We start from the raw sequence: 26,274 nt of genomic DNA, 5'->3' as shown, positions 1-26,274 counted from the left end.
TTCGTCAGGTGGTGACTATTTAAATAGTCAAATAGGGGTTGACTTATGATGACTACTGTGATAGTATTTGTGTTGTAAATACTATTGCAGTAGTCATTTTGTTACAGGAGATGCTGAAGGAGAGATATCCATATGGACATTAAATTATTTGATTCTGAGTTAAAAGTGATGGAGGTATTGTGGAAGGAGGGGGAGCTTCCGGCCGGACAGATTGCCAGGATACTGAAGGAAGAGACAGGATGGAACAGGAATACAACTTACACTGTTATCAAGAAATGTATTGAGAAGGGGGCTGTTCAGAGAAGAGAGCCTAATTTCATCTGCAGCCCTTTAGTGACAAAGGAACAGGTGCAGAGCCAGGAGACTGAAGAACTGATAGACAAGATGTTTGACGGTTCCAGGGAGGATTTTTTCGCCAGCTTTGTGAATATGATTTCAGAAGATGAGGCCAGAAAGCTGAGAAATATGATAGATAAAATGTAACTGGCCGGACATTTGTTTTTGATTTAAGATGAAATGAGGCGATAAAATGAAATTATTTTTGCAGATGAGCTTGATGGCGGGGATTCTGATACTGCTGGTCACGGTGATCCGTGCGGCTGCCATTAACAGGCTTCCTAAGAGATGCTTTGTCTGGCTGTGGGCAATCGTGATCCTCAGGCTGCTGATACCTGTCTCTGTGGATGTGGAGATCAGGGGATTATCCAGGGACAGCGCTGTATTTGCAGCAAGGCGTGCCATTGAACATATTATTCCGCCGGAACAGGCAGGCGCAGGTCTGGGAGATACAGGCAGGGGTGTTACAGGCCAGGGGAGCACAAGACTGGCGGATACAGTCAGGGCAGGCAGGACAGAGGGCGTCATAACAGTGTCAGGAAATACTGACGGGGAGAAAAGCATGCCGGAAGAGAGCGGGGCAGGTTTTTCAATGAAGGCAGATGATCCGGCCGCGGGGACGGATATCCAAAACAAAGCCGGCGGCTTTGGCATTATCTGGAAGAGATGGGGCTGGAGCCTCATTCTGGCGGCAGGGAGCAATATCTGCTTTGTTATATACTTGATACGTTATATTAGGGGATACCGGCTGCTGCTGGAGGCGATACCTCTGAAAGGGGAAGCCTGGGAGAATATGTGCAGCAGGGGGAACGGATCAAAAAGGATCGCGTTTCTGGTATCTGACAGGATAGCAACACCTGTTACTTTTGGAGTTCTCAAACCCAGGATTGTCCTGCCCAAGGGAATGCTGGCTGCCGGGAAAGAGCAGCTGGAATATATTCTGCAGCATGAGATGGTGCATATAAAAAGACATGATAACCTGCTGATATTTGCGGGCGGGTGTGCAGCATGTATTCACTGGTTTAACCCTCTGGTGTGGCTGATGCGTGCCCTTCTGGTCAGGGATATTGAGATATCATGTGATGAGAAAGTAATAGCAGGGCTGGGTTCATCCCAAAAAGCGGGTTATGCAATAAGCCTTATAGAAGCAGCTGGAAGAACAAAAGGTCAGCCGGCAATGTTTTCAGCATTCGGCAAGACCGCCATTCAGGAAAGGATCATATCAATCATGAAATATAAAAAGACTTCAATAATAAGTATCTCTGCAGCTGTGCTGCTGACAATAAGTTCTCTGACTGTGTTTGCGTCTGCAAAGGAAGACAGCTCCGTATCATATGTAACGCCTGTCAAAACAGAAGCAGCTGACGAAGGTCAGGTAAAGGGGAGCACGCTGTTAAAAGAGAACGTTCAGGAAAACGGAACTGTCCAGATGAAGGAGGGCACCCAGGAGAAGAACGAAACTTTTCTCGTGGAGGGCAGCGGAACAAATGCCGCAACACTGAGAGAGAATACAAACCTGATCCCGGTCAAAGAGAGCGGTACAGCAGAGGAGGCGGCTGCATTAGTGGAAGATTATGCGGGTAAGCTGGAAGCTCTTCAGGAAAAGATGAAGACAGCCAATACAGAGAACGGGGACTATGATAAATATAAAAAAGAATATGACACTATGCGGAATGAATATGAAGCAGCTGTGGAGGACTACATCCTGAAAGATATTGCAGAGGCGGCAGATGAGTATGGAAAATACGGACTGACATATGATGAAGAGTCAGGATGCTTTTATTTGGATGGGGAGCCGGTACGCTGTATAGAAGACGGGGCCTGCGGCGGAAGCATGTTAAAAGGATATATCTGCAGGAAAGAAAACGGCACCGTAGACGTCTCTATATGCAGGGATGAAAACCACAATATTACAGGGATAGAGCACTGTACGGCAGTAAATGCGGATACAGGCAAAGGCCATCACTCAGAAAAGCATGATGGTGAAGGATGGCATATATCTGAACATGAACATGGCCATGCTTATAGAATAGACAATACGATTCAGGAACTTAATTAGAAAAAAGAATATTATCAAGTCAGACATAAGATAACAGGCCTGCTGTTCCCGGAGAGGGGATGGCAGGCCTGCTCTTGTTGTACAAAGTGGTATCTCGGCTTACAAGTGAGTGTTATCATACATAATATCATTTATACTATATTAAAAGTAATATATACTTGACAAAAAGCCATCACAGGTATATAGTATAGTCAGGTAGTAAAAAGGTAGTAAAAAAGAAGTCAAGAATGCCAAACGGTGAAGGCAGAACTGTGGCGAAAAATTACACTCAAGTAAAAGGAGGAAAATGAAATGGAGAGAAGTTTTTATTATTATTTAGGGCTGGCAGCGGGAATTGCGTTGGGGGTGATCATAGTAGCGATTGCATGGAGGATCAGAAAGAAAAAAGGTTTATCCTGTGCATATGATGAGCGGCAGATTGCAGCCAGAGGAAAAGCCTATAAATATGGGTTTTTCACATTTCTGATTTATTTTGCACTGTATGGTATATTCCAGATGTTTACAGAAGGAAAATATGTAACCAGCATTGTGGGGATCACTATCGGTATTTGTGTGGCAGTCTTTGTATTTGCCTCTAATGCAGTATGGAACGATGCATATTTTTCAGTCCAGGAGTCCCCAAGCTATTATATGTGGCTGTTTTTTGCAGTTGGTCTTATGAATCTGGTAAATGGAGCGCGGGGCTTGCTGGGCCATGGTGAGGAAGAGATGTTTGAAGAAAATATTATGTGCCTTTCTGTAGGAGTGATGTTTGTGCTGCTGATGGCAGTTGTGGTCGTTAAAAGACAGAAGGATAAAAAAGAGGGAGAGGCAGAATAGCTTATGAAAAATTTGAGATTGAAATCGGCACGGGCAGCGCTTGATATGTCCCAGCAGCAGCTGGCCCAGGAGGTAGGAGTCTCACGTCAGACGATAAATGCCATTGAAAAGGGAGATTATAATCCTACGATAAAACTGTGTATCGCCATCTGCCATAAGCTGGGAAGGACATTAGATGAACTTTTTTGGGAAGAGGAAGGAACAGAGGAGTAAGTAGTTACTTCTTGACATATCCTGTCAAAAGTGCAATAATATTCACGAACAGAAAGGGGAGCTCACTCAAGTGGGCTGAGAGGAAGCTATCATGTGCTTTGACCCGTAACCTGATTTGGATAATGCCAACGTAGGGAGATAACAGAGCTTTTGTGCTGCGAAAATACCGTGATTGGTGTCTTCGCAGCTTTTTTGTTATTATCCTCTGAGGCAGAGAGAGGAGATTAAGATGTTAAGAGAATGTCTTGAAAACGTGCACAGCAAAATGCCGCTGGTGCACAGCATCACAAATTATGTCACTGTAAACGATGTGGCAAATGTCATACTGGCCTGCGGGGGAAGCCCGATCATGGCTGATGATGGCAGGGAAGCAGAGGAGATCACCGCGGTCTGCCAGGGGCTGAATATAAATATCGGCACACTCAATGCTTCCACAATACCGTCCATGTTTCTGGCAGGTAAAAAGGCAAATATGCTGTCCCATCCTGTACTGCTTGACCCTGTTGGGGCCGGCGCCAGCGAACTCAGGACAAGTACTGCACTGGAACTCGTAAATGAAATAAAATTTTCCGTGATCAGAGGAAATATCTCAGAAATTAAGACCCTGGCATTTGGAAGCGGAAGCACAAAAGGAGTGGATGCCGACATAGCTGATAAGGTGACTGAGGAAAACCTGGATGCATCGGTTGCATTTGCAAAAAAATTTGCTGAAAGCCATGGATGTGTCGCTGCTATCACAGGAGCCATTGATCTTGTTGCAGATGCAGATACCTGCTATGTTATCAGAAACGGCCGTCCGCAGATGGGTAGGATCACCGGGACAGGCTGCCAGCTGTCAGGAATGATGACAGCATATCTGGCTGCGAACCCGCAGAACTGTCTGGAGGCTGCCACCGCCGCCGTATGTGTTATGGGACTTGCCGGGGAGATAGGTGAATCACATATGCAGCCGTTTGAGGGGAATGCATCATACAGGAACAGGATCATAGATGCTGTCTGCCATATGGATGGGGAGATGCTGGAAAAAGGAGCGAAATATGAAGTGCGGTAAGGAAGAGCTGCTGCTCTATGCGGTGACGGACAGCCGGTGGCTGCGGGGCGAAAAGCTGGCCGGGCAGGTGGAGAAGGCTGTGAGAGGTGGAGCTACATTTGTGCAGATCAGGGAAAAAGAAATGGGCAGAGAAGATTTTCTGAAAGAGGCTCTGGAAATAAAAGCAGTCTGCAGAAAATATCACGTTCCCTTTGTCGTTAACGATAATGTGGACATAGCCGTGGCGGCAGATGCGGACGGGGTCCATGTGGGCCAGAGTGATATGGAGGCCGGGGACGTGCGCAGGCGGCTTGGGCCTGATAAGATAATAGGTGTCTCTGCCCAGACAGTGGAGCAGGCTGTGCTGGCGGAAAAAAGAGGGGCTGATTATCTGGGAGTGGGGTCTGTGTTTTCTACAGGCACAAAGCTGGATGCAGATTATGTGAGCTATGATACTTTAAAGGCCATCTGCGAAAGCGTAAAGATTCCTGTGATAGCCATAGGCGGAATCACAAAGGAGAATATGGGCAGTCTGGCCGGAAGCGGTATCTGCGGTGCAGCAGTGGTGAGCGCGATTTTTGCTGCCCCGGATATTGAAAAGGCAGCAGGAGAATTGGCGGAGGCTGCCAGGGAGATGGTAAGGCAATGATGGATGGAGCAATTTTCGATGTGGACGGGACTCTTCTGGACTCCATGCCGGTCTGGGAGGAGGCAGGGATGCGATACCTGGCAGGTCTTGGGATCAAGGCGGCCCCGGGTCTGTCAGATATCCTTTATCCCATGAGCATGAGGGAGGGAGCCATGTATCTGAAGGATACATACAGGCTGAAGCAGACTGTCCGGGAGATCGGGGATGGCGTAAACAGGACGATCCAGGATTTTTACCAAAATGAAGTACAGGCCAAAAAAGGTGTGGAATCATTTCTGAAGAGACTTCAAAGAGAACATATCCCTGCCGCCGCGGCAACCTCAAGTGACAGATGCCTCATTGAAGCAGCATTTGACAGGCTTGGGCTGAGCCGGTATTTTGTGCATATCTTCACATGTACAGAAGTAGGGAGAGGGAAGGATGAGCCTGATATCTATCTGGCAGCTGCCAGGAAGCTTGGCAGTGAAGTGTCACGGACATGGGTATTCGAGGATGCTCTCTATGCAGCCAGGACCGCCCGCCAGGCAGGTTTTTGTGTTGCTGCTGTCTATGACAGGTCAGCAGAGGGAGATAAACAAAAGCTGAAAGAGACAGCTAACATCTATATTGAGGATTTTGATATGATAATGCACGCAGGTGTATGACTTCCCGGAAAGGAAGATATAACTGGTATACAAATTGTACCGGCGGCAGGCTGGGGGCACCACTTTCTGCCGCTTTATAAAATTAATGCGCACTGTAAAGGAGAACAGATATGTATACAGCATTAACAATCGCCGGAAGTGATTCCAGCGGAGGCGCCGGCATCCAGGCAGATATCAAGACAATGATGGCCCATGGCATTTATGCCATGAGCGCTGTCACGGCCCTGACTGCACAGAATACGACCGGCGTAGCAGATATTTTAGAAGTGACACCTGATTTTTTAGAAAAGCAGCTGGACTGTGTGTTTACGGATATTTTTCCGGATGCAGTAAAGATAGGGATGATACCATCCGCAGGCCTGATTGAGGTGACGGCGGACAGCCTGTTAAGGCACAGGGCCAGAAATATTGTCCTGGACCCTGTGATGGTAGCCACGAGCGGGGCCAGGCTGACAGATCTCCAGGCGGTGGAAGCTCTCAAAGAGAAGCTGCTGCCCGGGGCAGATCTTGTGACTCCCAATATTCCGGAGGCGGAGGTCCTCTCAGGGATGAAGATAAAGGATGGAGAGGATATGGAGGAGGCAGCCGGTAAGATCGGAGATACATACGGCTGTGCAGTCCTGTGCAAGGGAGGGCATCAGCTCAACGATGCAAATGACCTTCTCTACAGGAAGGGCAGCTTTAAGTGGTTCAAGGGAAAGAGGATTGACAATCCCAATACTCATGGCACAGGATGTACCCTGTCCAGCGCTATAGCTTCCAACCTGGCCAGGGGTATGGAGATGGAGGCCGCCGTGGGGCTGGCAAAAGAATATCTCTCAAAGGCACTGGCAGATATGCTTGACCTGGGCCATGGCAGAGGTCCAATGAACCATGCCTTTGCAGTCAGGGACTGGAGGGGAGATGCGGCAAATGAAAAATAAAGGCACATCAGTATTTGGAAACAGCCTGATCTGGTTCGGCGCAGGTGTCTCTATTGCTGAGATACTTACAGGGACATACCTGGCTCCTCTTGGATTCGGAAAGGGGATTGCGGCCATACTGACGGGCCACTTGATCGGATGCACGCTGCTCTTTCTGGCAGGCCTCATAGGCGGAAGGATGAGAAAGAGCGCCATGGAGACCGTGAAAATGAGTTTTGGGCAAAAAGGCTGCCTCCTGTTTGCAATACTTAATGTACTGCAGCTGGCAGGCTGGACAGCCATCATGGTATATGACGGCGCACTGGCAGCTGACAGTATTGCGGGAATAGGCGCCTGGATATGGTGCCTTGTCATAGGAGCGCTGATATTGGCGTGGATACTTATTGGGATCAGAAATCTGAAGATTATCAATATAATTGCCATGGGAGCGCTGTTTGTACTCACCATTATACTGAGCGTGGTGATATTCGGTGATTTTGGCAAAGCGGGGACAGTATCTTCTGAGGTGATCAGCTTCGGGGCGGCTGTAGAACTGTCAGTGGCCATGCCCCTGTCCTGGCTTCCTCTCATCAGTGATTATACAAGAGATGCAGAAAAGCCGGTAAAGGCCACGGCAGCCAGCGCCCTGACATATGGCATCGTAAGCTGCTGGATGTATATGATAGGCATGTGTGCCGCCATATATACAGGTGAGTCAGATATTGCACAGATCATGGTAAAAGCAGGACTTGGTATTGCAGGGCTTTTGATCATTATATTCTCTACAGTGACGACAACCTTCCTGGATGCCTATTCAGCGGGCGTATCAAGCGCAGTCATTTCCCCGGCGGTCAGGGAAAAATGGGCGGCAGTGGCGGCAGCCGCAGTGGGTACAGCGGCAGCAGTCATTTATCCAATGGATAATATAACAGATTTCCTCTATCTCATAGGATCTGTATTTGCACCCATGATAGCAGTGCTGATCGCGGACTATTTCATTTTGAAAAAGGATCACTGCAAGGAGAGCCTGAACTGGAGAAACCTGGGAATATGGCTGGCAGGCTTTATTATTTACCGGCTGCTGATGAGATGTGATTTTGTGCTGGGAAATACGCTGCCGGATATGGCCATCACAGTAGGAATATGCCTGATTGTCAATTATCTTGCGTGCCGGAGTAAATCAAAATAAATATAGTTGATTATGGCAGAAAATACACCTATAATAAAAGTTATAGGTGTATTTTTTTTAAAGGAGGATTAACATGCATAAGATAGTGGTGATTTCAGATTATGTCTGCCCGTACTGTTATGTGGCGGAGGAAGCTCTGAAGCAGGCAGCAGAGGGAAGGGAGGATATGGTGACAGAATTCCATCCCTATGAACTGACAAGAAAGCCGGCGCCTCAGGTAGATACATACCATGATAATGTACGAAGAGAGAAGTGGGCCGGCGGGCTGGTTCCCGATGCAGAGAGCCTTGGAATGGACGTGCATTTCCCGCCGTGTGTAGTGCCGCGCCCATATACCCATCTGGCGGCCGAGGGATTTCTCTATGCAAGAGAAAGAGGAAAAGGAGATGCCTACAATGAAGCGGTTTTTGCCGCATATTTTACAGAGGAACAGGATATTGGAAAGATAGAAGTGTTAAAGAAAGCGGCCGGGAAGGCAGGGCTTGACGGGGAGGAATTTGCGGCGGCTCTGGATTCAGGGATATATGCCAAAGCTGTAGAGCAGGAACGGCACGAGACGGAGGGCATAACTAAGATCTCAGGGCTTCCCACGATCCTTATAGACGGCAGGAAGGCAGAGATAGAGAGGTATACTCTGGATGCATTTAAAGCGCTTCTGGAAGAGGCGGACAGGCGGCAGACGGAAGGGGTTGCTGATGACGTCTGCTGCGAAAGCAGTGAACCGGCACAAGAAGAGGAAGAAGAGATGCATGAGGGCGGATGCGGTGACGGCGGCTGCTTTTTCTGAGTCTGACGGACGGTTAGTTACAGTTCAGCCATCTGCCATTCGGCAGCCGTCTGACCTATAACAACGCTCCGCGATGCACACAAAATGCTGTAAACAGCATTTTGGCGCTGCAGCTCTCGGGATTTTCGTGCATTTTGCACGAAAACACCTCGCGGAACAGTGGAAGGCTGAACTATAACGACGGTTATACGATAATAACACCCAGCCTTGATGCTATAGCTGCAGCCTGGTACAGATTCATCTTTGCTCCTTCCACCTCACGGAAGTTTTCAGAGACAAGAATGTTTTCCAGGCTGCAGGCAGACAGATCGATACCTTTAAGCGGCGTCTTGAAAAAGTCGGTGCTGTCGAAAATACAGTCCGTCAGTGTCAGGGACTTGAGAGACGCCTCTGAAATGGATGCGCTTGTGAATAAAGTGGAAGAAAAAGAAGACTTTTCAATTTTTGTACTTCCCAGGTTAGCATAGCTGAAATTACTGTCTTCTGCTTTAATATTTATTAAGCGGGACTTGACAAATTTAGTTCCCACACCTTTAGAATTCTTGAATGTGACATCACGGATATAAGAGTCTGAAAAGTCACAGTTAGAGAAATCGCAATTTCTGAACAGAACTTTTCTGAAGCTGCTTTTTTCAAAAATACACCCAAAGAAACGGCAGCGCTCAAATTCCACATTGTGGAAGCTGAGATTCACAGTATCTGCATTTTCCAGTATTTCATCAGTAAAACTTATATTTTCGATGGGCTCTTCAGAGACGAGCGCCCTGTCAATAGATATGCCGAGAAGATTATTTGTCATTTTATTGGCTCCTTTAGTAACAATTTTAATGTTGTTTACGTTATTGTAGCATTGATCATATCAAAAAGAAACAGGGAAAAAGATTGACAAAGAAATACTTCGGTGTTAGAATTAAATTACTTCGAAGGAGGAAATAATTTGAAGCTGGACCAGAACAAACTTGAAGAGATATTTTTTGAGTATTTCGACAGGATCAAAACACTCATCTCATCTGAGACCTGGGAGAATGCCCTCTTAAACAGCAGTAAAAACGAGCTGCTCATATTGCTTCTGCTGTACCGCAGGCAGGAAGTGAATATGACTCAGATAGCAGAGTATATCCATGTGCCTCTGAATACGGCCACAGGTATTGTAGACAGAATGGAAAAGAAAAAACTGGCTGTAAGGCAGAGAAGCAGGGAGGATAAGAGAGTCGTCACGATCAGTCTGGCCGAAGCCGGGAAAGAGCAGCTTGGCAGCATAATACGGGAATTTGTCAGGCTGGGGGAGAAAGTCACAGGTGTGCTTACGGCTGAAGAGCTGGAGACGGCAGGCAGGATATTGGATAAGGTACTGCTGGTCCTGACAGAAGAGCAGGCTGAGGATAAACCGGCTGTGCCGAAGAAAGTAAGGAAAATAGTGATTGAATAAAACTGGAAGAGCTGCCCGGATCATCGGGCAGCAAAATTATAAATATATATTTCGAATTACGAACTATTCGGAAAAAGAAATATATGGGAAGGAGTATTATGGGAAGAATACTTATATTCACGGGAAAGGGCGGGGTAGGTAAGACGAGTGTGGCCGCCGCACATGCATGGCATTCAGCCAGGGAAGGTAAAAAGACTTTGCTGGTCAGTACTGATATGGCACATAATATCAGCGATATTTTCCAGATCAGCATAGGAAAAGAAATCAAAGAGGCGGCCCCGGATCTGTACCTGCTGGAGATTGATCCCGGGTATGTCCTGGAGAATGATTTCAGGGAGATGACAGAAGCATTCGCCAGATTATTTTCTGTAACAGGCATGTCAGATGAAGAGACATTAAGCATGCCCGGCATGGATGAATTGTTTACACTTTTGAAGATCATGGATATATACAAAAGCCAGGAATATGAGAGGATCATAGTTGACTGCGCTCCCACAGGCGAGACGCTGGCATTCCTGAAATTTCCTGAACTGTTGTCATGGTATATGGAAAAGTTCTTTCCGGTGGGGAAGGTGGCGATGAGAATCTTATCTCCGGTTAGCAGGGCCGTATTTAAGGTGGAACTGCCGGGCAGGAAGGCTATGACTGATATTGAAAGGATGTATATGAAGCTGATCGGCCTGCAGGAACTCTTAAAAGACAGGGAGGTTACTTCTGTGAGGCTTGTCTGCATGCCAGAGAAGATGGTAGTGGAGGAGACAAAGCGCAGTTATATGTATATGAACCTCTACAATTTTGCAGTAGACGGACTGTATATAAACAGAATACTGCCGGATGATATAGAAAATGAATTTTTCAATGACTGGATAAGGATCCAGGAGCGCTATATAAACGAGCTGGAAGAAGTATTTGCAGGGATGCCTGTTTACCATATTCCATGGTTTGACACTGATTTAAACGGTACAGAGGGTATAGCAAGGATCGACAATGAAGCGCTTGCAGGCAAAGATATATTTGCGGTCCATGAGACTTTAGCCGGGGAGGAATACGGGAAGACAGAGGAGGGGTATGTGCTGAAGGTGCATCTGCCCTTTGCGGCAAAAGACGGGGTAGATCTGCACGAGTCTGATAAAGATGTGATTATAAAGATAGGGAATTTTAAAAGAAATATCCCCAAACCGGACGTACTGCGCAGGATGGGCATAAGTTCGGCTAAATTTCAGGAGGAGACACTGCTTATAACATTCTCGGAAAAGGAGGGGTAAGAGATGGACAGCAGCAGAGACAGGAAATGGGAGTTTATTAGGAAATTTGCAAAAGCAAAAGAGATGGAGGCAGAAGCCTTTATGGAATTGCTGCCGGAAAGCAGCAGAGAGCATATGTCAATAATCGGGAGAGAAGCGGCGGCCATGGTCAGAGAGGGGATGGCAGGCGTCATGAATGGAAAAGACAACAATGCAGCTAAAAATGAGGCCGGAAGCGGCAGAAAGACTGTAAAAAAAGTAGAGATCGGATAGCATATGCGGATATGACAGGATAAGAGTCTGATGTAAATCTAAGGAGGGAAAAGCATGCGAGTGATCATATATACAGGAAAAGGCGGCGCAGGCAAGACGAGCGTGGCTGCAGCCACAGCCTGCAGGCTGGCGGAGGATGGCAAAAAGGTGCTGATCATGAGCACTGACCAGGCACACAGCCTGGGGGATTCATTTGACAGGAAAATCGGAGGAGAAATTGTCAATATAGCAGAAAACCTGGATGCCCTGGAGATAGATGCCGTGAAAGAAAGTGAGGATGCGTGGGGGCACATGCAGAATTATTTAAAGAGGGTGCTGACAGCCAGGGCAGAGGGCGGGATCGAGGTGGAGGAGCTGCTGGTATTTCCGGGGCTTGAGGAATTGTTTTCCCTGTTTAAAATCCTGGATATCAGTGAGGAGAAAAAGTATGATGCGCTTATTGTAGACTGCGCTCCCACAGGTGAGACACTGGCGCTGCTGAAATTTCCGGAGATGTTCGGGGCGCTGCTGGAGAAGATGCTCCCGCTTAAAAGAAAGACGGTAAAGGTGGCAGGGCCGGCGGTGGAGAAGGTGACAAAGATACCTATGCCCCAGGATGAGGTGTTTGCCGAGCTGGAAAAGCTGATGGATAAGCTGGAAAGGCTCCAGGAGCTGATGCTGAATAAAGACGTGCTGTCCATCAGGATCGTTACAACACCGGAGAAGATAGTGGTAAAAGAGGCGAAAAGGAGCTTCACATGCCTGCATCTGTATGATTATAATGTGGATGCCGTCATAGTAAATAAGGTATATCCGGATGAGGCGCTGGAAGGATACTTTTCAAAGTGGGCCGGCCTGCAGAAGGAGGGGCTGGCGGAGATCGCGGAGGGCTTTCCCGGGATACCGCGCTTCCAGCTGATGCTGCAGAAGCGGGAGATCCGTTCTCTTCAGGTATTGAGAGAAGTGTCCGGACTGTATGGAAGCGCAGATCCCTTTGATGTATTCCATAAAGAAAAAATATTTAAAATGTCCAGGGCTGAAGAAAACAGATGGAAAATGGAGATATCCCTTCCTCATGCGCTAAAAGAGGAGATGGATCTGAGCCAGAAGGGAGGAGAGATCTGTATATCTGTAAAAAATGAAAAACGCTGCTTCGTGCTCCCTGACTGTGTGAGGGGAGCTGAAATATCAGGGGCAAAGCTGGAGGATGGCAGACTGCAGATAACGTTTGAGTGAATCGGCGGCGTGTGAACAGTAATATATAGCCTGTAAATTATTGACAAACGATAATTTACAGGCTATACTTATTATAGAAATTATCGTAAAACAATAATATAGGAGGTGCCATATGGGAGAGAGTATTTTTACAAAGGCAGTCACCTTTCCGCTGGAACAGACGGGCAGGATACTGCGGGCCCTGTCACTGTCAGGCGGCCTGGGAAATGCCGCAGCATGGGTTATATTTTTTATCCTTGGGATTGCCCCGGCCGGATATCTGGTATTCAGGGCTGTCAAAAAAAGAGCGGGAGCGCCTGATCTGCTCATGGCCGTTCTGTCTGTGATCCTGACAGGAGGGCTGTACCTTTTTATCAATCCGTCATATTTTCAGGTACTGACTCCTATGGCCGGACTGGAGGAGGCAGGTAAATATATCACAGGCACAGCTTTTTATTCTGTGGGCTTTGGCTATCTCATACTGAGGACAGTAAGAAGCTCTAAGGCCCGGGGGGTAGCGGGCCTGAAAGCCGTCCTTGCAGTGATCATTGCACTGCTGGCGGCAAAGGTTCTCTTTATAGGACTCCCGGACACGGCAGCCCTGATAAAAAAGATAAGTATGTCCAACACTGGTGCTGGTCAGGCGGAGCTTGCAATTACAGTATTTTTCCAGTGGTTTGGTTTTGGAGTCAGGACGCTTTCAGATGGAATGGATATAGCGGTGCTGGTGATGGGAATGAAGCTGCTGGATGAGCTGGCAGAGGACAGATACACTGAGGCGCCGTGCAGGGCGTCAAAGAGACTTGAGAAGACATGCAGGGCGGCAGTCACTGTCACAGTGGCAGGCTGTATTATTTTAAACATGGCACAGCTTCTGGCAGGCAGATATCTGCTGAAGGCTGACTATACAGTGCAGATCCCCCTTGTATCCATTGCGGTGATTATGGCAGTCATGCTGGGAGCCGGGTATCTGGCAGAGGGAAAAGAAATAAAAGAGGAAAATGACTTATTTATCTGAGCAAGGGGGGCAGGCAGATGGCCATTCGTGTGTATCTGGAGGAAATCTTGAAAGAGAGGAATATGACGTCAAAGGAGCTCTGCAGGATGATAGGGATCACAGAGGCCAATCTCTCTATCCTGAGGAGCGGCAGGGCGAAGGGCGTCAGATTTTCCACTATAAATAAAATATGCTACTACCTGGAATGTGATGTGGGAGATATACTGAAGTTTGACGGTGTTCTGGAGGAAGGGGATGACGAGGATGAAAAATAACATGATCAGGAGGCGGGAAGGCAGAATGGCAGGTCTTATCCTGCTGGCCATGTCAGTGTTTCTTGGGGGATGCAGCCTGGCCCGGGAAGAAAGGCAGGAGGCTTTGGGGCCTGACAGACTAATAGGGGCCTATATTACGCGGGAATACCTGGACTTATTTGATATGGAAGGCTATTTAAATGATCATGCAGGCCTGCTGGAGAAGGGCAGTCTCACAGTCGGCCCGGAACAAGGAGAGGAGTACCGGGGGAGGATCTATGCAGCCCTGGAGAAAAAAGACGGTCAGGGAACGCCAGAATATGTATTTGAGGGGATAGAAGGGATTCCGTTTTTCATGCCTCTTGTCAAGTCAGAGGACGGCTCAGGAGAAGACCTGGTTACTGCCCGGCAGGGACCGGAGATCTCAGATGCACATTTTACATCAGGGAATTCTATAAAACTGGAAGGAGTCATCTACTATTCAGGCAAGGACAGCCCGCAGTTTTACTGCAATCCTGTGTACCAATGCCCTGACGGGTCCGTTTACCTGAAGGCGGGGACAGGGGTTAGCGGGCAGATGGCTTCAGGTGTTTCTTTAAATATGCAGCTCTCGGAGACATATACAGTATCGTCAGGAGACGGGCAGCAGGACCGGGCAGGGGAATTTTCTTCTGATGCAGAGGATGGACAGAGGGAGACCAGGTCAGAGGTGAGTATTACAATACAGGGAAAGGATGCCGGCAGCAAATGTACTATTATCCAGATGGACGAAAATAACCGGGTAATTAAAGAGACCTCAGCAGAGGGGCCAAAGGCATCTGGCGTACTGAAAATAGAGGATGAAACATCATATATCATAGCAGAGTATTATAGCCAGGAGGATGAGAGCGCAGAGAGAGAATTGTTTAATTTAGGAGAAGATGAAAATTATATCAGCATCTATACCCAGGCGCCGGATGGAATAGTGATGAAACAGGAAATAGCGGCGGAGAAAAGACAGCACAGCTGATCTTTTCAAATGCTCCGGCAGGTGTCAGCATCATATAACAGCATCATACAGTGGTACATTAAATTGGTAGTGAATATAAATATGAATTATGATATGATTGTAATTATTCAGCAGGTCTGTGCATTTACTGCACAGACCGTAAGAAAATGTAACTGTGAAGGGACTGAACAGTTACATATGATTATAAGAACCACTGGTTTTTGGAAAGGAAATGACAGAAAGGGCAGATAGGATGTTGACAAGGGAAAGTATAGAGAGAAGGACAGTGCACTCGACGTTTTCTAAAGGGGCCGGCGTATTTAAAAAGGGAAAGGTGTCAGAGCTTTGCCGTCAAAATGGCAGTGCTGATGACATAATCATAGAAGCAGATGTAGAGGGAAGTTATTTAAATGACTATCATGTTAAGATACATTTAGACGGTCAGGAAAAAATAACCAGCCACAGCTGCGAGTGTCCGGCCCATTCAGCGTACAGCGGTCTGTGCAAGCACTGTGTTGCCGTGCTTCTCGCTTATCTGCAGGATAAAAAGGAGAACGGGAAAGACATGGAGCTGCCGTGGAATTCTTCAGAAACTGCGGCAAAGGAAAAGAAACTGCAGGAGCTGGACAAGCTTCTTGGAGGGAAGAATGTGAAGCGGGGAGTTGATGAGCTTCTGAGGCGCACGGCCGGGATTGATGGAGCAAGGCAGGAAAAAGCCCCGGAGCCGGCAAAGAAGTTCAGGACTACACCGGGACTGGGGGAACTGATCTCTGAGTATTCTATTCAGGATACGGCTTCTTATCTGCCGGAGGCTTCTATGGGGCAGGTAAAGCTCGAGCCCCATATAGAGTTCAGGGGAAGCTATATGCAGGCAGAGTTTAAGATTGGGATATCGCGGATGTATGTGCTGCGGAGTATTTCAAAAATGGCAGCCGCCATCGAAAATCTGGAGACGGTATCCTATGGGGCGCAGCTTACTTTTCTTCACTGTATTGGAGCGTTTGAGCCGGGCAGCAGGAAGATGGCCCAGTTTCTTGTGGAAAATGCGGGGGGAGGCGGATTTTATTACAGGACTCCGTATGGCAGATACCAGTCATATTCAGATGACCGCTATATCAATATTAATAAGAGGAATGCAGATGATTTTATGGCAGCGTTGATGGGCCGCCCTTTTTGGATGACGCTCAGCAAAGAAGTCAGCGGGCTGTGGGAAATTGAAGATAAAATCCCTCCCTGGGATGTGAGCATAACAAGGGCTGACGGGGGTATCAGCCTTCAGATGAACATGTATCCCAGTTTTGAGGGAAAGAATTACAGCTGGTATTTCTATAATGGCATAGCTTACAGGGTGAGTATGGCGAAACTCAGGAAAATGGAAAAATTCCTGTATTTCATGACAATGAGGACACATGGGAAGTGTCAGGTTGCAGAGGAAGACCTTCCGGGATTTTTTCAGAATGTGCTTCCTTCTATAGAAAGTATGATTCCTGTAAGAAAGGAAGGGATTGAACCGGCAAACTTCCTTCCGCCGAAGGTAGAATTTGAGATATACCTGGATCTGCCTCAGAAGGATATGATAAGCTGCCGTCTCATGGCGTGCTATGGAGAGCAGAAGTATAATGTATTTGCAGATTCAAGAGATATCAGAAGGATGGCAGGCAGGGATATAAGGCGTGAGCTGGAGGCAGACAGCACAGTGAGGGAGTATTTTATGGCTTATGATGAAGAGGCCCGGCAGATGGTACTCCAGGGAGAGGACGCGATATACAGTTTTTTGATGGATGGGATGGAGGCGCTTCAGGAGACAGGGGAAGTGTTTATATCAGATAAACTCAAATCTGTCAGACTGCTGCCCTCCCCCAAGGTGTCTGTGGGAGTATCATTGTCAGGAGGCATGATGGATCTGGAGCTGGACTGTGAGGGAATGGCCATGGAGGAGCTTGTGGCGGTGCTGTCCAGGTATGACAGGAGAAAAAAATACTTCAGGATGAAAAATGGGGATTTCCTGAATATGGATGAGGACGGTATCCGCATTTTAAGTGAGATACAGGAAGGACTTCAGCTAAAACCGGAAGGCCTGTTAAAAGGGACAGCCGTTGTGCCAAAATACAGGGCCCTCTATCTGGATGAAGAGCTCAGGGAGGAGCAGTCTGTCCAATTTGTGAAGAACAGGGATTTCAGAGCACTTATCAGGAATATGAAGACAGTGGAGGACAATGATTTTGAGATACCCCAGGGGCTGAATGCTGTGCTCAGGGAATACCAGAAGAGAGGTTTTCTGTGGATCAAGACATTGTGCCGCAATGGCTTCGGCGGTATACTGGCAGACGATATGGGACTGGGAAAGACACTTCAGGTCATTACTTTCCTTTTATCCGAACAGCAGGAGGGCGGGATGAAACGTTCCCTCATAGTGGCGCCGGCCTCACTTGTATATAACTGGCTCAGTGAATTCGGGCGTTTTGCACCGTCGCTTGCAGTTTCTGCAGTGACCGGAACGAGAGAGCAGAGGCAGGAAATTATAGAATCTGCGGCAGACAACGAGATACTGATCACATCTTATGACCTGCTGCGCAGAGATATAGATATCTACAGCAGGATCCCGTTTTTTGCCGAAGTGATCGATGAAGCACAGTTTATTAAAAACCATACTACCCAGGGCGCCAGATCAGTAAAACAGATCCAGGCAGAATTCAGGCTGGCCCTGACAGGTACGCCTGTGGAGAATGCCCTGAGTGAACTGTGGAGCATTTTTGATTATCTCATGCCGGGATTCCTCTACAGCTATACACGGTTCAGGGAGCAGCTGGAGACGCCTATTGTCAGGGACGGGAATGAGGAAGCGATGGTGAGGCTGCAGAAAATGATCCGTCCGTTTGTGCTGAGAAGGCTGAAAAAGGATGTTCTGGGAGATCTGCCTGACAAGATAGAAAAAGTGGCATATGCCATGATGTCCGGTGAACAGAAGCAGCTCTACGACGCCCATGTGCAGAAGATACTGATACAGATATCAGGGCAGTCTGATGAGGATTTCTCAAAATCACAGATCCTTATGCTGGCAGAACTGACAAAGCTGCGCCAGCTCTGCTGTGCTCCTTCCCTGCTCTATGAGGGATATAAGGGGGATTCAGCTAAGCTGGAGCTGTGTCTGGAATTGATAGAAAATGCAGTGGCAGGCGGTCATAAGCTGCTGCTGTTTTCCCAGTTTACCTCCATGCTGGAGCTGATCACAGAGAAGCTGGCCCAGAAGAATATCAGCTTCTATAAACTGACAGGCAGCACAAGCAAGGAGAAGAGAAGGGATCTTGTAGAACGCTTCAACCAGGATGATACAAATGTATTCTGTATCTCCCTGAAAGCAGGCGGCACGGGACTGAATCTGACAGCTGCCGATATGGTCCTCCACTACGACCCCTGGTGGAATGCGGCGGCAGAAAATCAGGCCACTGACAGGGCCCACCGTATCGGACAGAAAAATGTGGTCACGGTCTACAAGCTGGTGGCTCAGGGCACTATAGAAGAAAAAATCATTGAACTGCAGAACAGGAAAAAAGAACTGGCGGATAAGGTGCTCTCAGGTGAAGAGTTAAAGAGCGGAAGCTTCACAAAGGAGGAGATCATGGATCTTCTGGGCAGCGGGGGGCGTCTGTAGCAGATTCCCCAGACAGTCCAGACAGCCGCAGTTACTTAATTTCTGCATTTCGTCTATATTTTTCTGCGTATAATCTATATTTTACATTTTTCCGGTATGATATGATGATTAATATCAATCCTGCCGGAAATTGAATGCCGGACGGGTGCGGAAATTGCGGAGGTATGGAGAATGAACAGTTTAGAACGTTTTTATGCAACAATCGAAAGAAGACCTGTAGACAGGCCGGCTGCATGGCTTGGGATGCCGGATATCAAATCACAGCCTGCACTTTTTGAATATTATGGGGTAAACAGCCTGCATGAACTGAAGCTGGCCATAGGAGATGACTTCTACTCTGTGGAGGTGCCTTACAGGTCACCCAATGCAGATGCCATCTATGCGGCGTTTGACTGGTATATGGATGGAAATACTGATTCTGAGAACAGGACGCTGACAGCGGACGGCTGCTTCAAGGATGCGGAAGAATTGGAAGATCTGGACTTTTTTGAATGGCCGGACCCGGAGAAGTTTATAGACAAAGAGGAATGCAGGAGGCGTGTGGACATGGCGCCTGCTGACAAAGCTGCGATAGGTATGATATGGTGCTGTCATTTCCAGGATGCGTGCGCCTCCTTCGGCATGCAGACAGCCCTTATGAACATGATAGCCAATCCTGAGATATATAAGGCAGTAGATGATAAGATAGTTGATTTTTATCTGAAGGCCAATGAGATATTTTATGAGGCTACAAAGGGAAGGCTCAATGCAGTTCTGATAGGAAATGATATGGGCAGCCAGAGAGGCCCCATGATTTCGCCTGCTATGGCGGAGGAATTCGTTATGCCGGGCTGCAGAAAGCTTGTTGAGCAGGCTCACAGCTATGGGCTGAAGGTGATCTATCATTCCTGCGGGTCCATAGTGGAGATCATACCCAGGCTGATAGAAGCGGGAGTGGACGCCATCCATCCCATTCAGGCTCTGGCAGCGGGCATGGATGCCGGGAATCTGAAAGAAAAATTTGACGGCAGGATCTCCTTCTGCGGAGGCGTGGACACACAGAACCTGCTGGTAAACGGGACTCCTGAGGAAGTGAAGGCAAAAGTAAAGGAACTCAGAGAGATATTCCCCACAGGACTCATTATATCTCCCAGCCATGAAGCAATCATGCCGGACATTCCCCCGGCAAATGTGAAAGCGCTGTTCGAGGAAGCCACAAGACTATAGAGCGGCAGATCCGCCAAATACATAAGGCCCATCTTTTAAGATGAGGCCTTTTTTGCCGTATAAAAAATTTCTGATGCACTGATACGAAATTTGTAGTATAATGTGTGACATATATATTTACTGGAAAATGGAGACAGTACGTAAGAAAAGGGGAGAAAAAGGTGAGTAAAGTGAAGTTAATAGCTATTTTGGCCGCATTTATGATGGCGTTTACAGGATGCGCTGGTTTAGGCACACGGAACAGCAGTATCATTGACAAGATCTACAATGATGAAGAATCTTATAAAAACCAGGGTGGAACATTTAATATGGAAAGTTCGGTGCAAAAGGTGGACAGTGATTTAAACCGCTATGAAGCTGAGATGGAATTTGGCGGTATTGCCACCATATGGGAAGTGGATACTGACAAAGACATGAGTGTTTCCATGTCCGGGAGTATCAATGTGGAGAACGGTAAGGCAAAGCTTGTGGTGGTAGATAATGACGGCAATACATCTGTAATGATGGAAAAGGACGGCACATCAGGCAGCGGTGAGGAAGGCTTTGGGGCAGGCTTCTCCCTTTCTCCCGGAAAGACAAGGCTGAGGCTGGTGGCGACTGACAAGACGAAGATCAGCCTGAGTATCAGCGCTGACGGCGGTGAATGGAAAAAAATAGGATAAAAAATACGGTTTACCAGGGACAGATGCCCTTGGTAAACCGTATTTTTTTTATAGAAATAGTTCTCCCAGTCCGATGAGAATAAGAAGAATGGAAGATGCCGGGGCAAGGAATTTCAGAAAACGGTTATTTGTCAGGCTGTGCCCCAGATGGTTTCCGGCATACATGCTCACGAAAGAAAAGAGAGCGCAGAAGGCTGCCACGTACCAGGCAGATAAGCTTAAGATACCTGCGCTGAATGCCGGGGGAATACAGTTGATTGCCAGTATAAAACCAAGGACCAGGGTATCTTTTAGTTTCATAGCAGAGTACTGAAGAGTTTTTTCATCCTCGCGCAGGCTGTCTAACAGGCAGTAGACAGCAAAAAGTATCATAACCAGAGCGCCTATTACATTTGTATAGTCGATCAGGGATGTTGCTATTAATTTCGCCGCATAGGTAGAGAAAAAGGCACAGATGCCGGTAGTCAGACCTATGAGGAAATTTGAAAATAAAGTTAGCTTCTGATGGCGCATACCGATATTCATTCCTATAATAAAATTGTCAAGGTTCACGGCGATACCGATCAAAAGCGCCAATAATATAGACACAATTAATCACCTCTCTATACAGTATTCGAAAATGCCGGGCGCGTTACTGCATGGCGCATTAATGCCAGGAACAAGGCGGCAGAAGAGATGATGACTTGTCTCTTGAAGAAAGCGGGGTGTTCAGTTATAATAAAGTTTATAATAGAAAGCGTATACACTTTCTGGATGGAGGCAGGACTATGAAAGTCTTAGGGAAAGTGGAGAAATTCAAAGTAATTTTAGTCGCAGGACTGGTTGTCATCTTTATTCTGGCCAGTTTTTTTGACTTTTCCAACAGAGGCGGCAGACAGGTTCTGAAGATTGCCAGGGAGCACCTTCAGGATGTGGCGGACCAGGCGGCCTATGGACTGGATGAAAAGCTGGAAGACGGTCTGAGAAAAATAGAGTATACGGCGGGTATGATCTCATCTCTTGGCGGAGGGCAGCATCAGGGAGACGCACAGGTCATTATGGACCAGATGATGAAGTCGAGCAGGTTTGACAGTGCAGTGCTCCTTGACAAGGACTGGAATGTCAAATATGAGGCCGGAGATGACAGGATATGTGACTGCAGCATAAGAGATGTGATCGGAAGTGATGTATCAGGGACGAAAAGCGGCATCTCAGCAGTCTACCATCTGGAGGAGGATAATGAAGACGTTATCTGCATATATTCTCCTGTATATGGAGAAGATGGGACATCAGAGGGAGTGCTTGCGGGCATAGTTCTGACAAAGACTCTTGTTGATCTGATGGATTTTTCAGGGTTCGGAGGCCGCAGCTATTCTTATGTGATCCAGTCAGATGGAAAGATCATTATGCAGACAGGCCATGAGGAGAGTCTTATGAGCAGCCGGGATTATTATGAATTTCTCGGAGCATCAGACAGGATGGGAATATCACTTGAAGACCTGAAGTCCGCTGTGGCAGAGCGGAAGTCAGGCGTATTTTCCGTCAAATACGGGAATCAGGAGCGGATAGTCTGCTACGTCCCAAGTACGATCAACGACTGGTATATCATAACAGCGGTTTCGTCAGATGTGGTGAAAGGCAGCCGGGATTCACTGAATATGAATGCTTTCCAGTTATTGTTAAAGACAGTACTGGCGCTGGCGGTCCTCATGGCCTTTCTCGGATTCTGGATGTGGAAGGCACAGAAGCTTATCCTGGAATCCAAGAAAGAACTGGAGAGCAGCAGCAGGAAGCTGGAGTTGGCACTTCAGCATACAGATACAGGAATCTTTGAATACAACATTCCGGAAGATACGATACATGTGCTGACGCTGGAATTCTGCGGGATGAAGGTACTGCAGGAGACGATTAAAGAACCATCCAGGACATTGAGAGAGAAGGGAATAATATCAGAGGCAGGAGAAAAAACGCTTGAAGAGCTTCTGAGAAAGATCAGAGAAGGTCAGGAGCAGGGAACAGCGGAGCTTCTCGTGCCGGAGATGACAGGAAAAGAAAACTGGCTGCGTGTCTCAGTGGCCCAGACATATGACGGGCATGACAAGCAGACTGAAGCCATAGGTACTATTGAAAATATTACAGAAGAGAAAGCTATCGAAAAAAGATATGCCCAGGAGGAAAAGTTCAGGCAGGCCATGCTCTCGGAAACATTATCTGTCTGGGCTGTCAACTTGACAGAAAGAAAGCTGCTCTCATATACACGGGGAAAAAAGGACTGCATGCCCGGGCTTAAGAGTATTGTATATGATAAAAAGCTGATAGAAGGCATGTGCAGGCTGGCGCATCCTAAGGATAAGGAGAGGGTGTCAGGGCTTCTGGATGCTGAGAACCTGATCTCCATGTACAGAGAAGGGATCGGGGAAATAAAGGAAGAGTTCAGGCTGAGAATGCCTGGGGAAACGAATTATATTTGGGTGGAGAGTACCGTTAATCTTCTGACAGAGCCTGGTTCGGAAGATATAGTCGCGTTTTCCTATACAAAAAATATAGATGCCACGAAGAAAAAGGAGCTGGCTCTCCTGTATGAGTCGGAGCGTGACCAGCTGACAGGACTTTACAACAGGACAGCTGCCATGCGCATGATTGATGACAGACTTTCAGCGGAGGAGGACAACAGGGGGGCAGAGGGGACTATACTGCTCAACGGTTTTGCATTAAGCGGACTTCTGATGATGGATCTGGACGGCTTCAAAGAAGTGAACGACAAGCTGGGGCACCAGGCGGGAGATGAGTTGCTGAGGGCGGTTGCCGATGTGCTTATGGGAATATTCCGTGAAAACGATGTGGTAGCCCGTCTTGGGGGAGATGAATTTGTGGCATTTGTCCACCGGGTGCCCTCTGAGAAGACGGTTGAGCTGATGGGGCAGAGAGTCTGTGCCGCCATAGAGGAAATGTCAGGGGCCAGAGAGCTTGAAGTACCGCTGTCTATAAGCATTGGGATAGCATTTTCACCCAAGCACGGAAGAAATTTTGAAATATTGTATAAGAAAGCGGACATGGCTATGTATGAAGCTAAAAATAATGGAAAGAGCAGAACAATGATTTATAAAGAAAAAATGTAAAAAGGTATTGACAAAAGTAACTGTAACTGGTATAGTTACAATATAACTGAAACAAATAAAGTTACAGGTTGGCATATACAGTGCCGTCCAGGAGAAAAGGGGAATGGAGAGACAGGAATGACAGGAGAATTTGCGATTGCAGTACATGCGTTGGTTTACTTAAATCACAAAAAGGAGGTCTTATCAAGCGACGAGCTGGCAGCGAATGTCTGCACGAATCCCGCCAGAGTGAGAAAAGTTATGGCGAAGCTGAAGAAGGCTGGCCTTCTGTCAACAAAGGAAGGTGCAGAAGGAGGTTATTATTTTTCACAGAATGCAGATGAAATAAATCTGAACATGATCTGTGAGGCCGTGGATGCCCAGGTCGTCTCTGCAAGCTGGAAATCCGGAAATAAAAGCATGGAGTGCCTGATAGCATCGGGGATGGCTGATATCATGGATGGAATTTATGACCAGCTGAATGTGGAATGCAAAAAGAAGTTATCGGAAATAACTATTTCTGATATCGATGCTAAAATATTTAAAAATAAGCAATAATAAATATAAAAAGTAAAGGAGAATTATTATGAGTATAATGCATTTAAATGAGGAAAATTTTGATAAAGAAGTATTGGAATCCGGAAAACCGGTCCTGGTAGACTTTTTTGCCACATGGTGCGGCCCCTGTAAGATGCTGGCGCCGGTCCTGGAAGAGATAGCTGCTGAGAATCCTGACTTTAGTATAGGAAAAGTTGATGTGGATGAGAGCACGAATCTGGCAGGAAGGTATGGCGTTATGAGCGTACCGACACTTATATTCTTTAAGGGCGGGGAGATCCATAAAAAGATGGTCGGCGTAAGGCCGAAGGAAGAGCTTGTGGCTCTGTTTAAATGATCTGACAGAAAATTAAAATAGAAACAATCAGGGCGCTGCGCAGGCAGCGCCCTTTTGCAGTCAGAGGCAGAAAATTTTTACAGAATCTTGACGCGTTTCGACAGCTTTTTTGATATTACTGTGATAATCTCTTAAAGGAATAAATTTAGAAGGGATATTATGGGAAAAAAGAAAAAGAGAAAACTTATGGATACTGAAGGGGCAGGATTCGGAGAATTTGCGCGGGGCATGTATGACGACTCTTTCAGACTAAAATACGATTACGCCCTGTGCGAAATGAAAAAGAAGATCAAGAAGCTGGATGCGGGGATAGAATACAGCTTTTCCAGGATAAAGGCGCCTCTGAGCACGGCAGATAAGCTGAGGCGCAAGGGCAGGGAAGTGACGCTTGAGGCAGCAGAAAAGTATCTGAATGATATTGCGGGGATCTGTATAGTCTGCTGCTACATAGATGATGTATATGAAGCTGCCAGGCAGCTGGAGGAGCAGGAAGGATTAACGCTGCTAAAAAAGAAAGATTTTATCAAGTCCCCTAAATCAACAGGGTACAGGAGCCTTCATCTGATATTTGAAATAGAGGATGAAACATGGTGCGGTGTGAGGGTGGAAGTACAGATAAGGACAGTGAGCATGGATGCATGGGCCAGGCTGGACCATGAGCTGCGGTATAAGAAGGAGATCCCGGAGGCGGAAAGATTGAGTGATGAACTCAGGGAATGCGCTGATATGATAGCATATATCGATGACAAGATGCAGAAGATACACAGAAAACTTGTACCTGTATGGACGGCGCGAAGTACATCGCCTATGAACGGGTGCGCAGCCTCTGCTGCACAGTAGTGCAGCAGGCCGTACACCGGAAGTGAAGCAGATCAGATGCTCTCCCAGCGGCCGGAAGCGCCGCATGGCAGTACAAGGCCGTTGGAGGTGACAGGCAGTCCTACCTCCTGGGAGTCTACTCTGCCCGGATGATCCTTCAGCTCAGTTGAGAGCATATATGTCAGCACCGCAGGCGCCAGACCTGTGGTATAAGAATTTACAAGGAAGAAGAGAGGGTCCTCACTCAGCAGCTGAGTACACAGCTTAATAAACGGATGAATGGATTCTTCTATTTTCCATATCTCGCCTTTCGGACCGCGTCCATAGGAGGGCGGATCCATGATAATAGCATCATAATGATTGCCCCGGCGGATCTCTCTCTCCACAAATTTAACACAGTCATCTACGATCCATCGTACAGAGGCATTCTCCAGATGGGAAGAGCGGGCGTTTTCCTTAGCCCATCCCACCATGCCTTTAGAGGCATCCACATGAGTGACAGAAGCTCCGGCAGCTGCGGCTGCCAGGGTTGCGCCTCCTGTATACGCAAACAGATTCAACACCTTTATGGGCCTATGGGCCTTTTTTATTTTGTCAGAAAACCAGTCCCAGTTAGCAGCCTGTTCAGGAAAAAGGCCGGTGTGTTTGAAACTGAAGGGTTTTAAGTTGAATGTCAGTGTTTTGTAACGGATAGTCCACTGCTCGGGCAGGTCAAAGAATTCCCACTCCCCTCCGCCCTTTTTGCTGCGGTGATAGTGGCCGTTCATCCTGGTCCAGCCCTTTAATGTCTTTGGTGTATCCCAGATAACCTGGGGATCAGGCCGGACAAGGAGATAATCTCCCCAGCGCTCCAGCTTTTCACCGCAGGACGTATCCAGCACTTCATAATCTTTCCAATTTTCTGCAATCCACATATATATGATTCCCTTTCTCATAATTGCGCCCATCCAGGCATT

Annotated in this window: 27 protein-coding genes; 24 read left to right on the top strand and 3 right to left on the bottom strand. The window is 47.3% G+C overall.

Annotated features, from left to right (window positions below; translation table 11 throughout):
* The first annotated feature begins 132 nt into the window (after positions 1 to 132).
* The 10 genes from NSB28_RS10705 (at position 133) to NSB28_RS10660 (ending at position 8,628) form a co-directional block, all read left to right on the top strand.
* The gene (locus tag NSB28_RS10705) at positions 133 to 483 is read left to right on the top strand and encodes a BlaI/MecI/CopY family transcriptional regulator (RefSeq protein ID WP_109625219.1); all 351 of its coding nucleotides are present in this window, start codon (positions 133 to 135) and stop codon (positions 481 to 483) included.
* A gap of 46 nt (positions 484 to 529) precedes the next feature.
* On the top strand, positions 530 to 2,395 hold the full coding sequence (locus NSB28_RS10700; RefSeq protein WP_109625218.1) for a M56 family metallopeptidase: 1,866 nt from the start codon (positions 530 to 532) through the stop codon (positions 2,393 to 2,395).
* Between the two features lie 291 nt (positions 2,396 to 2,686).
* On the top strand, positions 2,687 to 3,214 hold the full coding sequence (locus NSB28_RS10695; protein ID WP_109625217.1) for a hypothetical protein: 528 nt from the start codon (positions 2,687 to 2,689) through the stop codon (positions 3,212 to 3,214).
* A 3-nt stretch (positions 3,215 to 3,217) separates the two neighbouring features.
* On the top strand, positions 3,218 to 3,427 hold the full coding sequence (locus NSB28_RS10690; protein WP_109625216.1) for a helix-turn-helix transcriptional regulator: 210 nt from the start codon (positions 3,218 to 3,220) through the stop codon (positions 3,425 to 3,427).
* 229 nt (positions 3,428 to 3,656) lie between these two features.
* Positions 3,657 to 4,478, top strand: coding sequence for a hydroxyethylthiazole kinase (gene thiM, locus NSB28_RS10685; protein WP_109625215.1), 822 nt, complete (start codon positions 3,657 to 3,659; stop codon positions 4,476 to 4,478).
* On the top strand, positions 4,465 to 5,106 hold the full coding sequence (gene thiE / locus NSB28_RS10680) for a thiamine phosphate synthase (RefSeq protein ID WP_109625214.1): 642 nt from the start codon (positions 4,465 to 4,467) through the stop codon (positions 5,104 to 5,106). The genes thiM and thiE overlap by 14 nt, the downstream gene beginning before the upstream one ends.
* A complete protein-coding gene (locus NSB28_RS10675; RefSeq protein ID WP_109625213.1) occupies positions 5,103 to 5,750 on the top strand; it encodes an HAD family hydrolase in 648 nt (215 codons plus the stop codon). The genes thiE and NSB28_RS10675 overlap by 4 nt, the downstream gene beginning before the upstream one ends.
* A gap of 110 nt (positions 5,751 to 5,860) precedes the next feature.
* Positions 5,861 to 6,673 (top strand): bifunctional hydroxymethylpyrimidine kinase/phosphomethylpyrimidine kinase, encoded by an 813-nt coding sequence (thiD, locus tag NSB28_RS10670; RefSeq protein ID WP_109625212.1) that lies wholly within the window; start codon positions 5,861 to 5,863, stop codon positions 6,671 to 6,673.
* Positions 6,663 to 7,841 carry a putative hydroxymethylpyrimidine transporter CytX gene (cytX, locus tag NSB28_RS10665; RefSeq protein ID WP_109625211.1) on the top strand — a complete coding sequence of 393 codons (1,179 nt, stop codon included), beginning with the start codon at positions 6,663 to 6,665 and terminating at the stop codon, positions 7,839 to 7,841. The genes thiD and cytX overlap by 11 nt, the downstream gene beginning before the upstream one ends.
* 73 nt (positions 7,842 to 7,914) lie before the next feature.
* Complete coding sequence (locus tag NSB28_RS10660) at positions 7,915 to 8,628, top strand: DsbA family oxidoreductase (protein WP_109625210.1); 714 nt, start codon at positions 7,915 to 7,917, stop codon at positions 8,626 to 8,628.
* Positions 8,629 to 8,812: 184 nt separating this feature from the next.
* Here the strand turns inward: NSB28_RS10660 and NSB28_RS10655 are convergent, their stop codons facing one another.
* Positions 8,813 to 9,427 carry a pentapeptide repeat-containing protein gene (locus NSB28_RS10655; protein ID WP_109625209.1) on the bottom strand — a complete coding sequence of 205 codons (615 nt, stop codon included), beginning with the start codon at positions 9,425 to 9,427 and terminating at the stop codon, positions 8,813 to 8,815.
* A 138-nt stretch (positions 9,428 to 9,565) separates the two neighbouring features.
* Here NSB28_RS10655 and NSB28_RS10650 point away from each other — a divergent pair, with 138 nt between their 5' ends.
* From NSB28_RS10650 to NSB28_RS10605, 10 genes are all read left to right on the top strand, one after another.
* The gene (locus tag NSB28_RS10650; RefSeq protein WP_187374151.1) at positions 9,566 to 10,057 is read left to right on the top strand and encodes a MarR family winged helix-turn-helix transcriptional regulator; all 492 of its coding nucleotides are present in this window, start codon (positions 9,566 to 9,568) and stop codon (positions 10,055 to 10,057) included.
* A 98-nt stretch (positions 10,058 to 10,155) separates the two neighbouring features.
* Entirely contained in the window at positions 10,156 to 11,322 is a 1,167-nt protein-coding gene (locus tag NSB28_RS10645) for an ArsA family ATPase (RefSeq protein WP_109625207.1), read from the top strand.
* Between the two features lie 3 nt (positions 11,323 to 11,325).
* On the top strand, positions 11,326 to 11,574 hold the full coding sequence (locus NSB28_RS10640) for a hypothetical protein (RefSeq protein ID WP_109625206.1): 249 nt from the start codon (positions 11,326 to 11,328) through the stop codon (positions 11,572 to 11,574).
* 54 nt (positions 11,575 to 11,628) lie between these two features.
* Positions 11,629 to 12,789, top strand: coding sequence for an ArsA family ATPase (locus tag NSB28_RS10635; protein WP_109625205.1), 1,161 nt, complete (start codon positions 11,629 to 11,631; stop codon positions 12,787 to 12,789).
* 112 nt (positions 12,790 to 12,901) lie between these two features.
* Entirely contained in the window at positions 12,902 to 13,786 is an 885-nt protein-coding gene (locus tag NSB28_RS10630; protein WP_109625204.1) for a hypothetical protein, read from the top strand.
* Positions 13,787 to 13,803: 17 nt separating this feature from the next.
* Positions 13,804 to 14,040: a helix-turn-helix domain-containing protein gene (locus tag NSB28_RS10625; protein ID WP_109625203.1), complete on the top strand. Its 237-nt coding sequence runs from the start codon at positions 13,804 to 13,806 to the stop codon at positions 14,038 to 14,040.
* Positions 14,021 to 15,028: a hypothetical protein gene (locus NSB28_RS10620; RefSeq protein ID WP_257497514.1), complete on the top strand. Its 1,008-nt coding sequence runs from the start codon at positions 14,021 to 14,023 to the stop codon at positions 15,026 to 15,028. The genes NSB28_RS10625 and NSB28_RS10620 overlap by 20 nt, the downstream gene beginning before the upstream one ends.
* A gap of 232 nt (positions 15,029 to 15,260) precedes the next feature.
* Complete coding sequence (locus NSB28_RS10615) at positions 15,261 to 18,659, top strand: DEAD/DEAH box helicase (RefSeq protein WP_257497513.1); 3,399 nt, start codon at positions 15,261 to 15,263, stop codon at positions 18,657 to 18,659.
* Between the two features lie 171 nt (positions 18,660 to 18,830).
* Positions 18,831 to 19,865, top strand: a complete 1,035-nt coding sequence (locus NSB28_RS10610) for a uroporphyrinogen decarboxylase family protein (protein ID WP_109625199.1) — start codon at positions 18,831 to 18,833, stop codon at positions 19,863 to 19,865.
* Between the two features lie 161 nt (positions 19,866 to 20,026).
* Positions 20,027 to 20,527: a hypothetical protein gene (locus NSB28_RS10605; RefSeq protein WP_109625198.1), complete on the top strand. Its 501-nt coding sequence runs from the start codon at positions 20,027 to 20,029 to the stop codon at positions 20,525 to 20,527.
* A gap of 48 nt (positions 20,528 to 20,575) precedes the next feature.
* Here NSB28_RS10605 and NSB28_RS10600 read toward each other — a convergent pair whose 3' ends face one another.
* Positions 20,576 to 21,115 (bottom strand): manganese efflux pump MntP, encoded by a 540-nt coding sequence (locus tag NSB28_RS10600; RefSeq protein ID WP_187374148.1) that lies wholly within the window; start codon positions 21,113 to 21,115, stop codon positions 20,576 to 20,578.
* Positions 21,116 to 21,294: 179 nt separating this feature from the next.
* Here NSB28_RS10600 and NSB28_RS10595 point away from each other — a divergent pair, with 179 nt between their 5' ends.
* The 4 genes from NSB28_RS10595 (at position 21,295) to NSB28_RS10580 (ending at position 25,339) form a co-directional block, all read left to right on the top strand.
* Complete coding sequence (locus NSB28_RS10595) at positions 21,295 to 23,625, top strand: diguanylate cyclase (protein ID WP_109625196.1); 2,331 nt, start codon at positions 21,295 to 21,297, stop codon at positions 23,623 to 23,625.
* Positions 23,626 to 23,742: 117 nt separating this feature from the next.
* Positions 23,743 to 24,162: an RrF2 family transcriptional regulator gene (locus NSB28_RS10590; RefSeq protein WP_109625195.1), complete on the top strand. Its 420-nt coding sequence runs from the start codon at positions 23,743 to 23,745 to the stop codon at positions 24,160 to 24,162.
* Between the two features lie 28 nt (positions 24,163 to 24,190).
* A complete protein-coding gene (gene trxA, locus NSB28_RS10585; RefSeq protein WP_109625194.1) occupies positions 24,191 to 24,499 on the top strand; it encodes a thioredoxin in 309 nt (102 codons plus the stop codon).
* 159 nt (positions 24,500 to 24,658) lie between these two features.
* Positions 24,659 to 25,339 (top strand): GTP pyrophosphokinase, encoded by a 681-nt coding sequence (locus tag NSB28_RS10580; RefSeq protein ID WP_109625193.1) that lies wholly within the window; start codon positions 24,659 to 24,661, stop codon positions 25,337 to 25,339.
* Between the two features lie 32 nt (positions 25,340 to 25,371).
* On the opposite strand, the gene NSB28_RS10575 is transcribed toward NSB28_RS10580, so the two are convergent.
* Positions 25,372 to 26,232, bottom strand: coding sequence for a class I SAM-dependent methyltransferase (locus NSB28_RS10575; protein ID WP_109625283.1), 861 nt, complete (start codon positions 26,230 to 26,232; stop codon positions 25,372 to 25,374).
* Positions 26,233 to 26,274: the final 42 nt, after the last annotated feature.

The organism is Murimonas intestini (assembly GCF_024622195.1).
GTDB lineage: Bacteria > Bacillota > Clostridia > Lachnospirales > Lachnospiraceae > Murimonas > Murimonas intestini.
The sequence above is the reverse complement of the archived record's forward strand: the minus strand, read 5'-3'. Positions and strand labels throughout refer to the sequence as shown.

What these genes read in the sequence shown, in the direction of transcription:
- NSB28_RS10705 (WP_109625219.1), top strand. Translation starts at nt 133, where the DNA reads ATGGACATTAAATTATTTGATTCTGAGTTAAAAGTGATGGAGGTATTG.
- NSB28_RS10700 (WP_109625218.1), top strand. Translation starts at nt 530, where the DNA reads ATGAAATTATTTTTGCAGATGAGCTTGATGGCGGGGATTCTGATACTG.
- NSB28_RS10695 (WP_109625217.1), top strand. Translation starts at nt 2,687, where the DNA reads ATGGAGAGAAGTTTTTATTATTATTTAGGGCTGGCAGCGGGAATTGCG.
- NSB28_RS10690 (WP_109625216.1), top strand. Translation starts at nt 3,218, where the DNA reads ATGAAAAATTTGAGATTGAAATCGGCACGGGCAGCGCTTGATATGTCC.
- thiM (WP_109625215.1), top strand. Translation starts at nt 3,657, where the DNA reads ATGTTAAGAGAATGTCTTGAAAACGTGCACAGCAAAATGCCGCTGGTG.
- thiE (WP_109625214.1), top strand. Translation starts at nt 4,465, where the DNA reads ATGAAGTGCGGTAAGGAAGAGCTGCTGCTCTATGCGGTGACGGACAGC.
- NSB28_RS10675 (WP_109625213.1), top strand. Translation starts at nt 5,103, where the DNA reads ATGATGGATGGAGCAATTTTCGATGTGGACGGGACTCTTCTGGACTCC.
- thiD (WP_109625212.1), top strand. Translation starts at nt 5,861, where the DNA reads ATGTATACAGCATTAACAATCGCCGGAAGTGATTCCAGCGGAGGCGCC.
- cytX (WP_109625211.1), top strand. Translation starts at nt 6,663, where the DNA reads ATGAAAAATAAAGGCACATCAGTATTTGGAAACAGCCTGATCTGGTTC.
- NSB28_RS10660 (WP_109625210.1), top strand. Translation starts at nt 7,915, where the DNA reads ATGCATAAGATAGTGGTGATTTCAGATTATGTCTGCCCGTACTGTTAT.
- NSB28_RS10655 (WP_109625209.1), bottom strand. Translation starts at nt 9,427, where the DNA reads ATGACAAATAATCTTCTCGGCATATCTATTGACAGGGCGCTCGTCTCT.
- NSB28_RS10645 (WP_109625207.1), top strand. Translation starts at nt 10,156, where the DNA reads ATGGGAAGAATACTTATATTCACGGGAAAGGGCGGGGTAGGTAAGACG.
- NSB28_RS10640 (WP_109625206.1), top strand. Translation starts at nt 11,326, where the DNA reads ATGGACAGCAGCAGAGACAGGAAATGGGAGTTTATTAGGAAATTTGCA.
- NSB28_RS10635 (WP_109625205.1), top strand. Translation starts at nt 11,629, where the DNA reads ATGCGAGTGATCATATATACAGGAAAAGGCGGCGCAGGCAAGACGAGC.
- NSB28_RS10630 (WP_109625204.1), top strand. Translation starts at nt 12,902, where the DNA reads ATGGGAGAGAGTATTTTTACAAAGGCAGTCACCTTTCCGCTGGAACAG.
- NSB28_RS10625 (WP_109625203.1), top strand. Translation starts at nt 13,804, where the DNA reads ATGGCCATTCGTGTGTATCTGGAGGAAATCTTGAAAGAGAGGAATATG.
- NSB28_RS10620 (WP_257497514.1), top strand. Translation starts at nt 14,021, where the DNA reads ATGACGAGGATGAAAAATAACATGATCAGGAGGCGGGAAGGCAGAATG.
- NSB28_RS10615 (WP_257497513.1), top strand. Translation starts at nt 15,261, where the DNA reads ATGTTGACAAGGGAAAGTATAGAGAGAAGGACAGTGCACTCGACGTTT.
- NSB28_RS10610 (WP_109625199.1), top strand. Translation starts at nt 18,831, where the DNA reads ATGAACAGTTTAGAACGTTTTTATGCAACAATCGAAAGAAGACCTGTA.
- NSB28_RS10595 (WP_109625196.1), top strand. Translation starts at nt 21,295, where the DNA reads ATGAAAGTCTTAGGGAAAGTGGAGAAATTCAAAGTAATTTTAGTCGCA.
- NSB28_RS10590 (WP_109625195.1), top strand. Translation starts at nt 23,743, where the DNA reads ATGACAGGAGAATTTGCGATTGCAGTACATGCGTTGGTTTACTTAAAT.
- trxA (WP_109625194.1), top strand. Translation starts at nt 24,191, where the DNA reads ATGAGTATAATGCATTTAAATGAGGAAAATTTTGATAAAGAAGTATTG.
- NSB28_RS10580 (WP_109625193.1), top strand. Translation starts at nt 24,659, where the DNA reads ATGGGAAAAAAGAAAAAGAGAAAACTTATGGATACTGAAGGGGCAGGA.
- NSB28_RS10575 (WP_109625283.1), bottom strand. Translation starts at nt 26,232, where the DNA reads ATGTGGATTGCAGAAAATTGGAAAGATTATGAAGTGCTGGATACGTCC.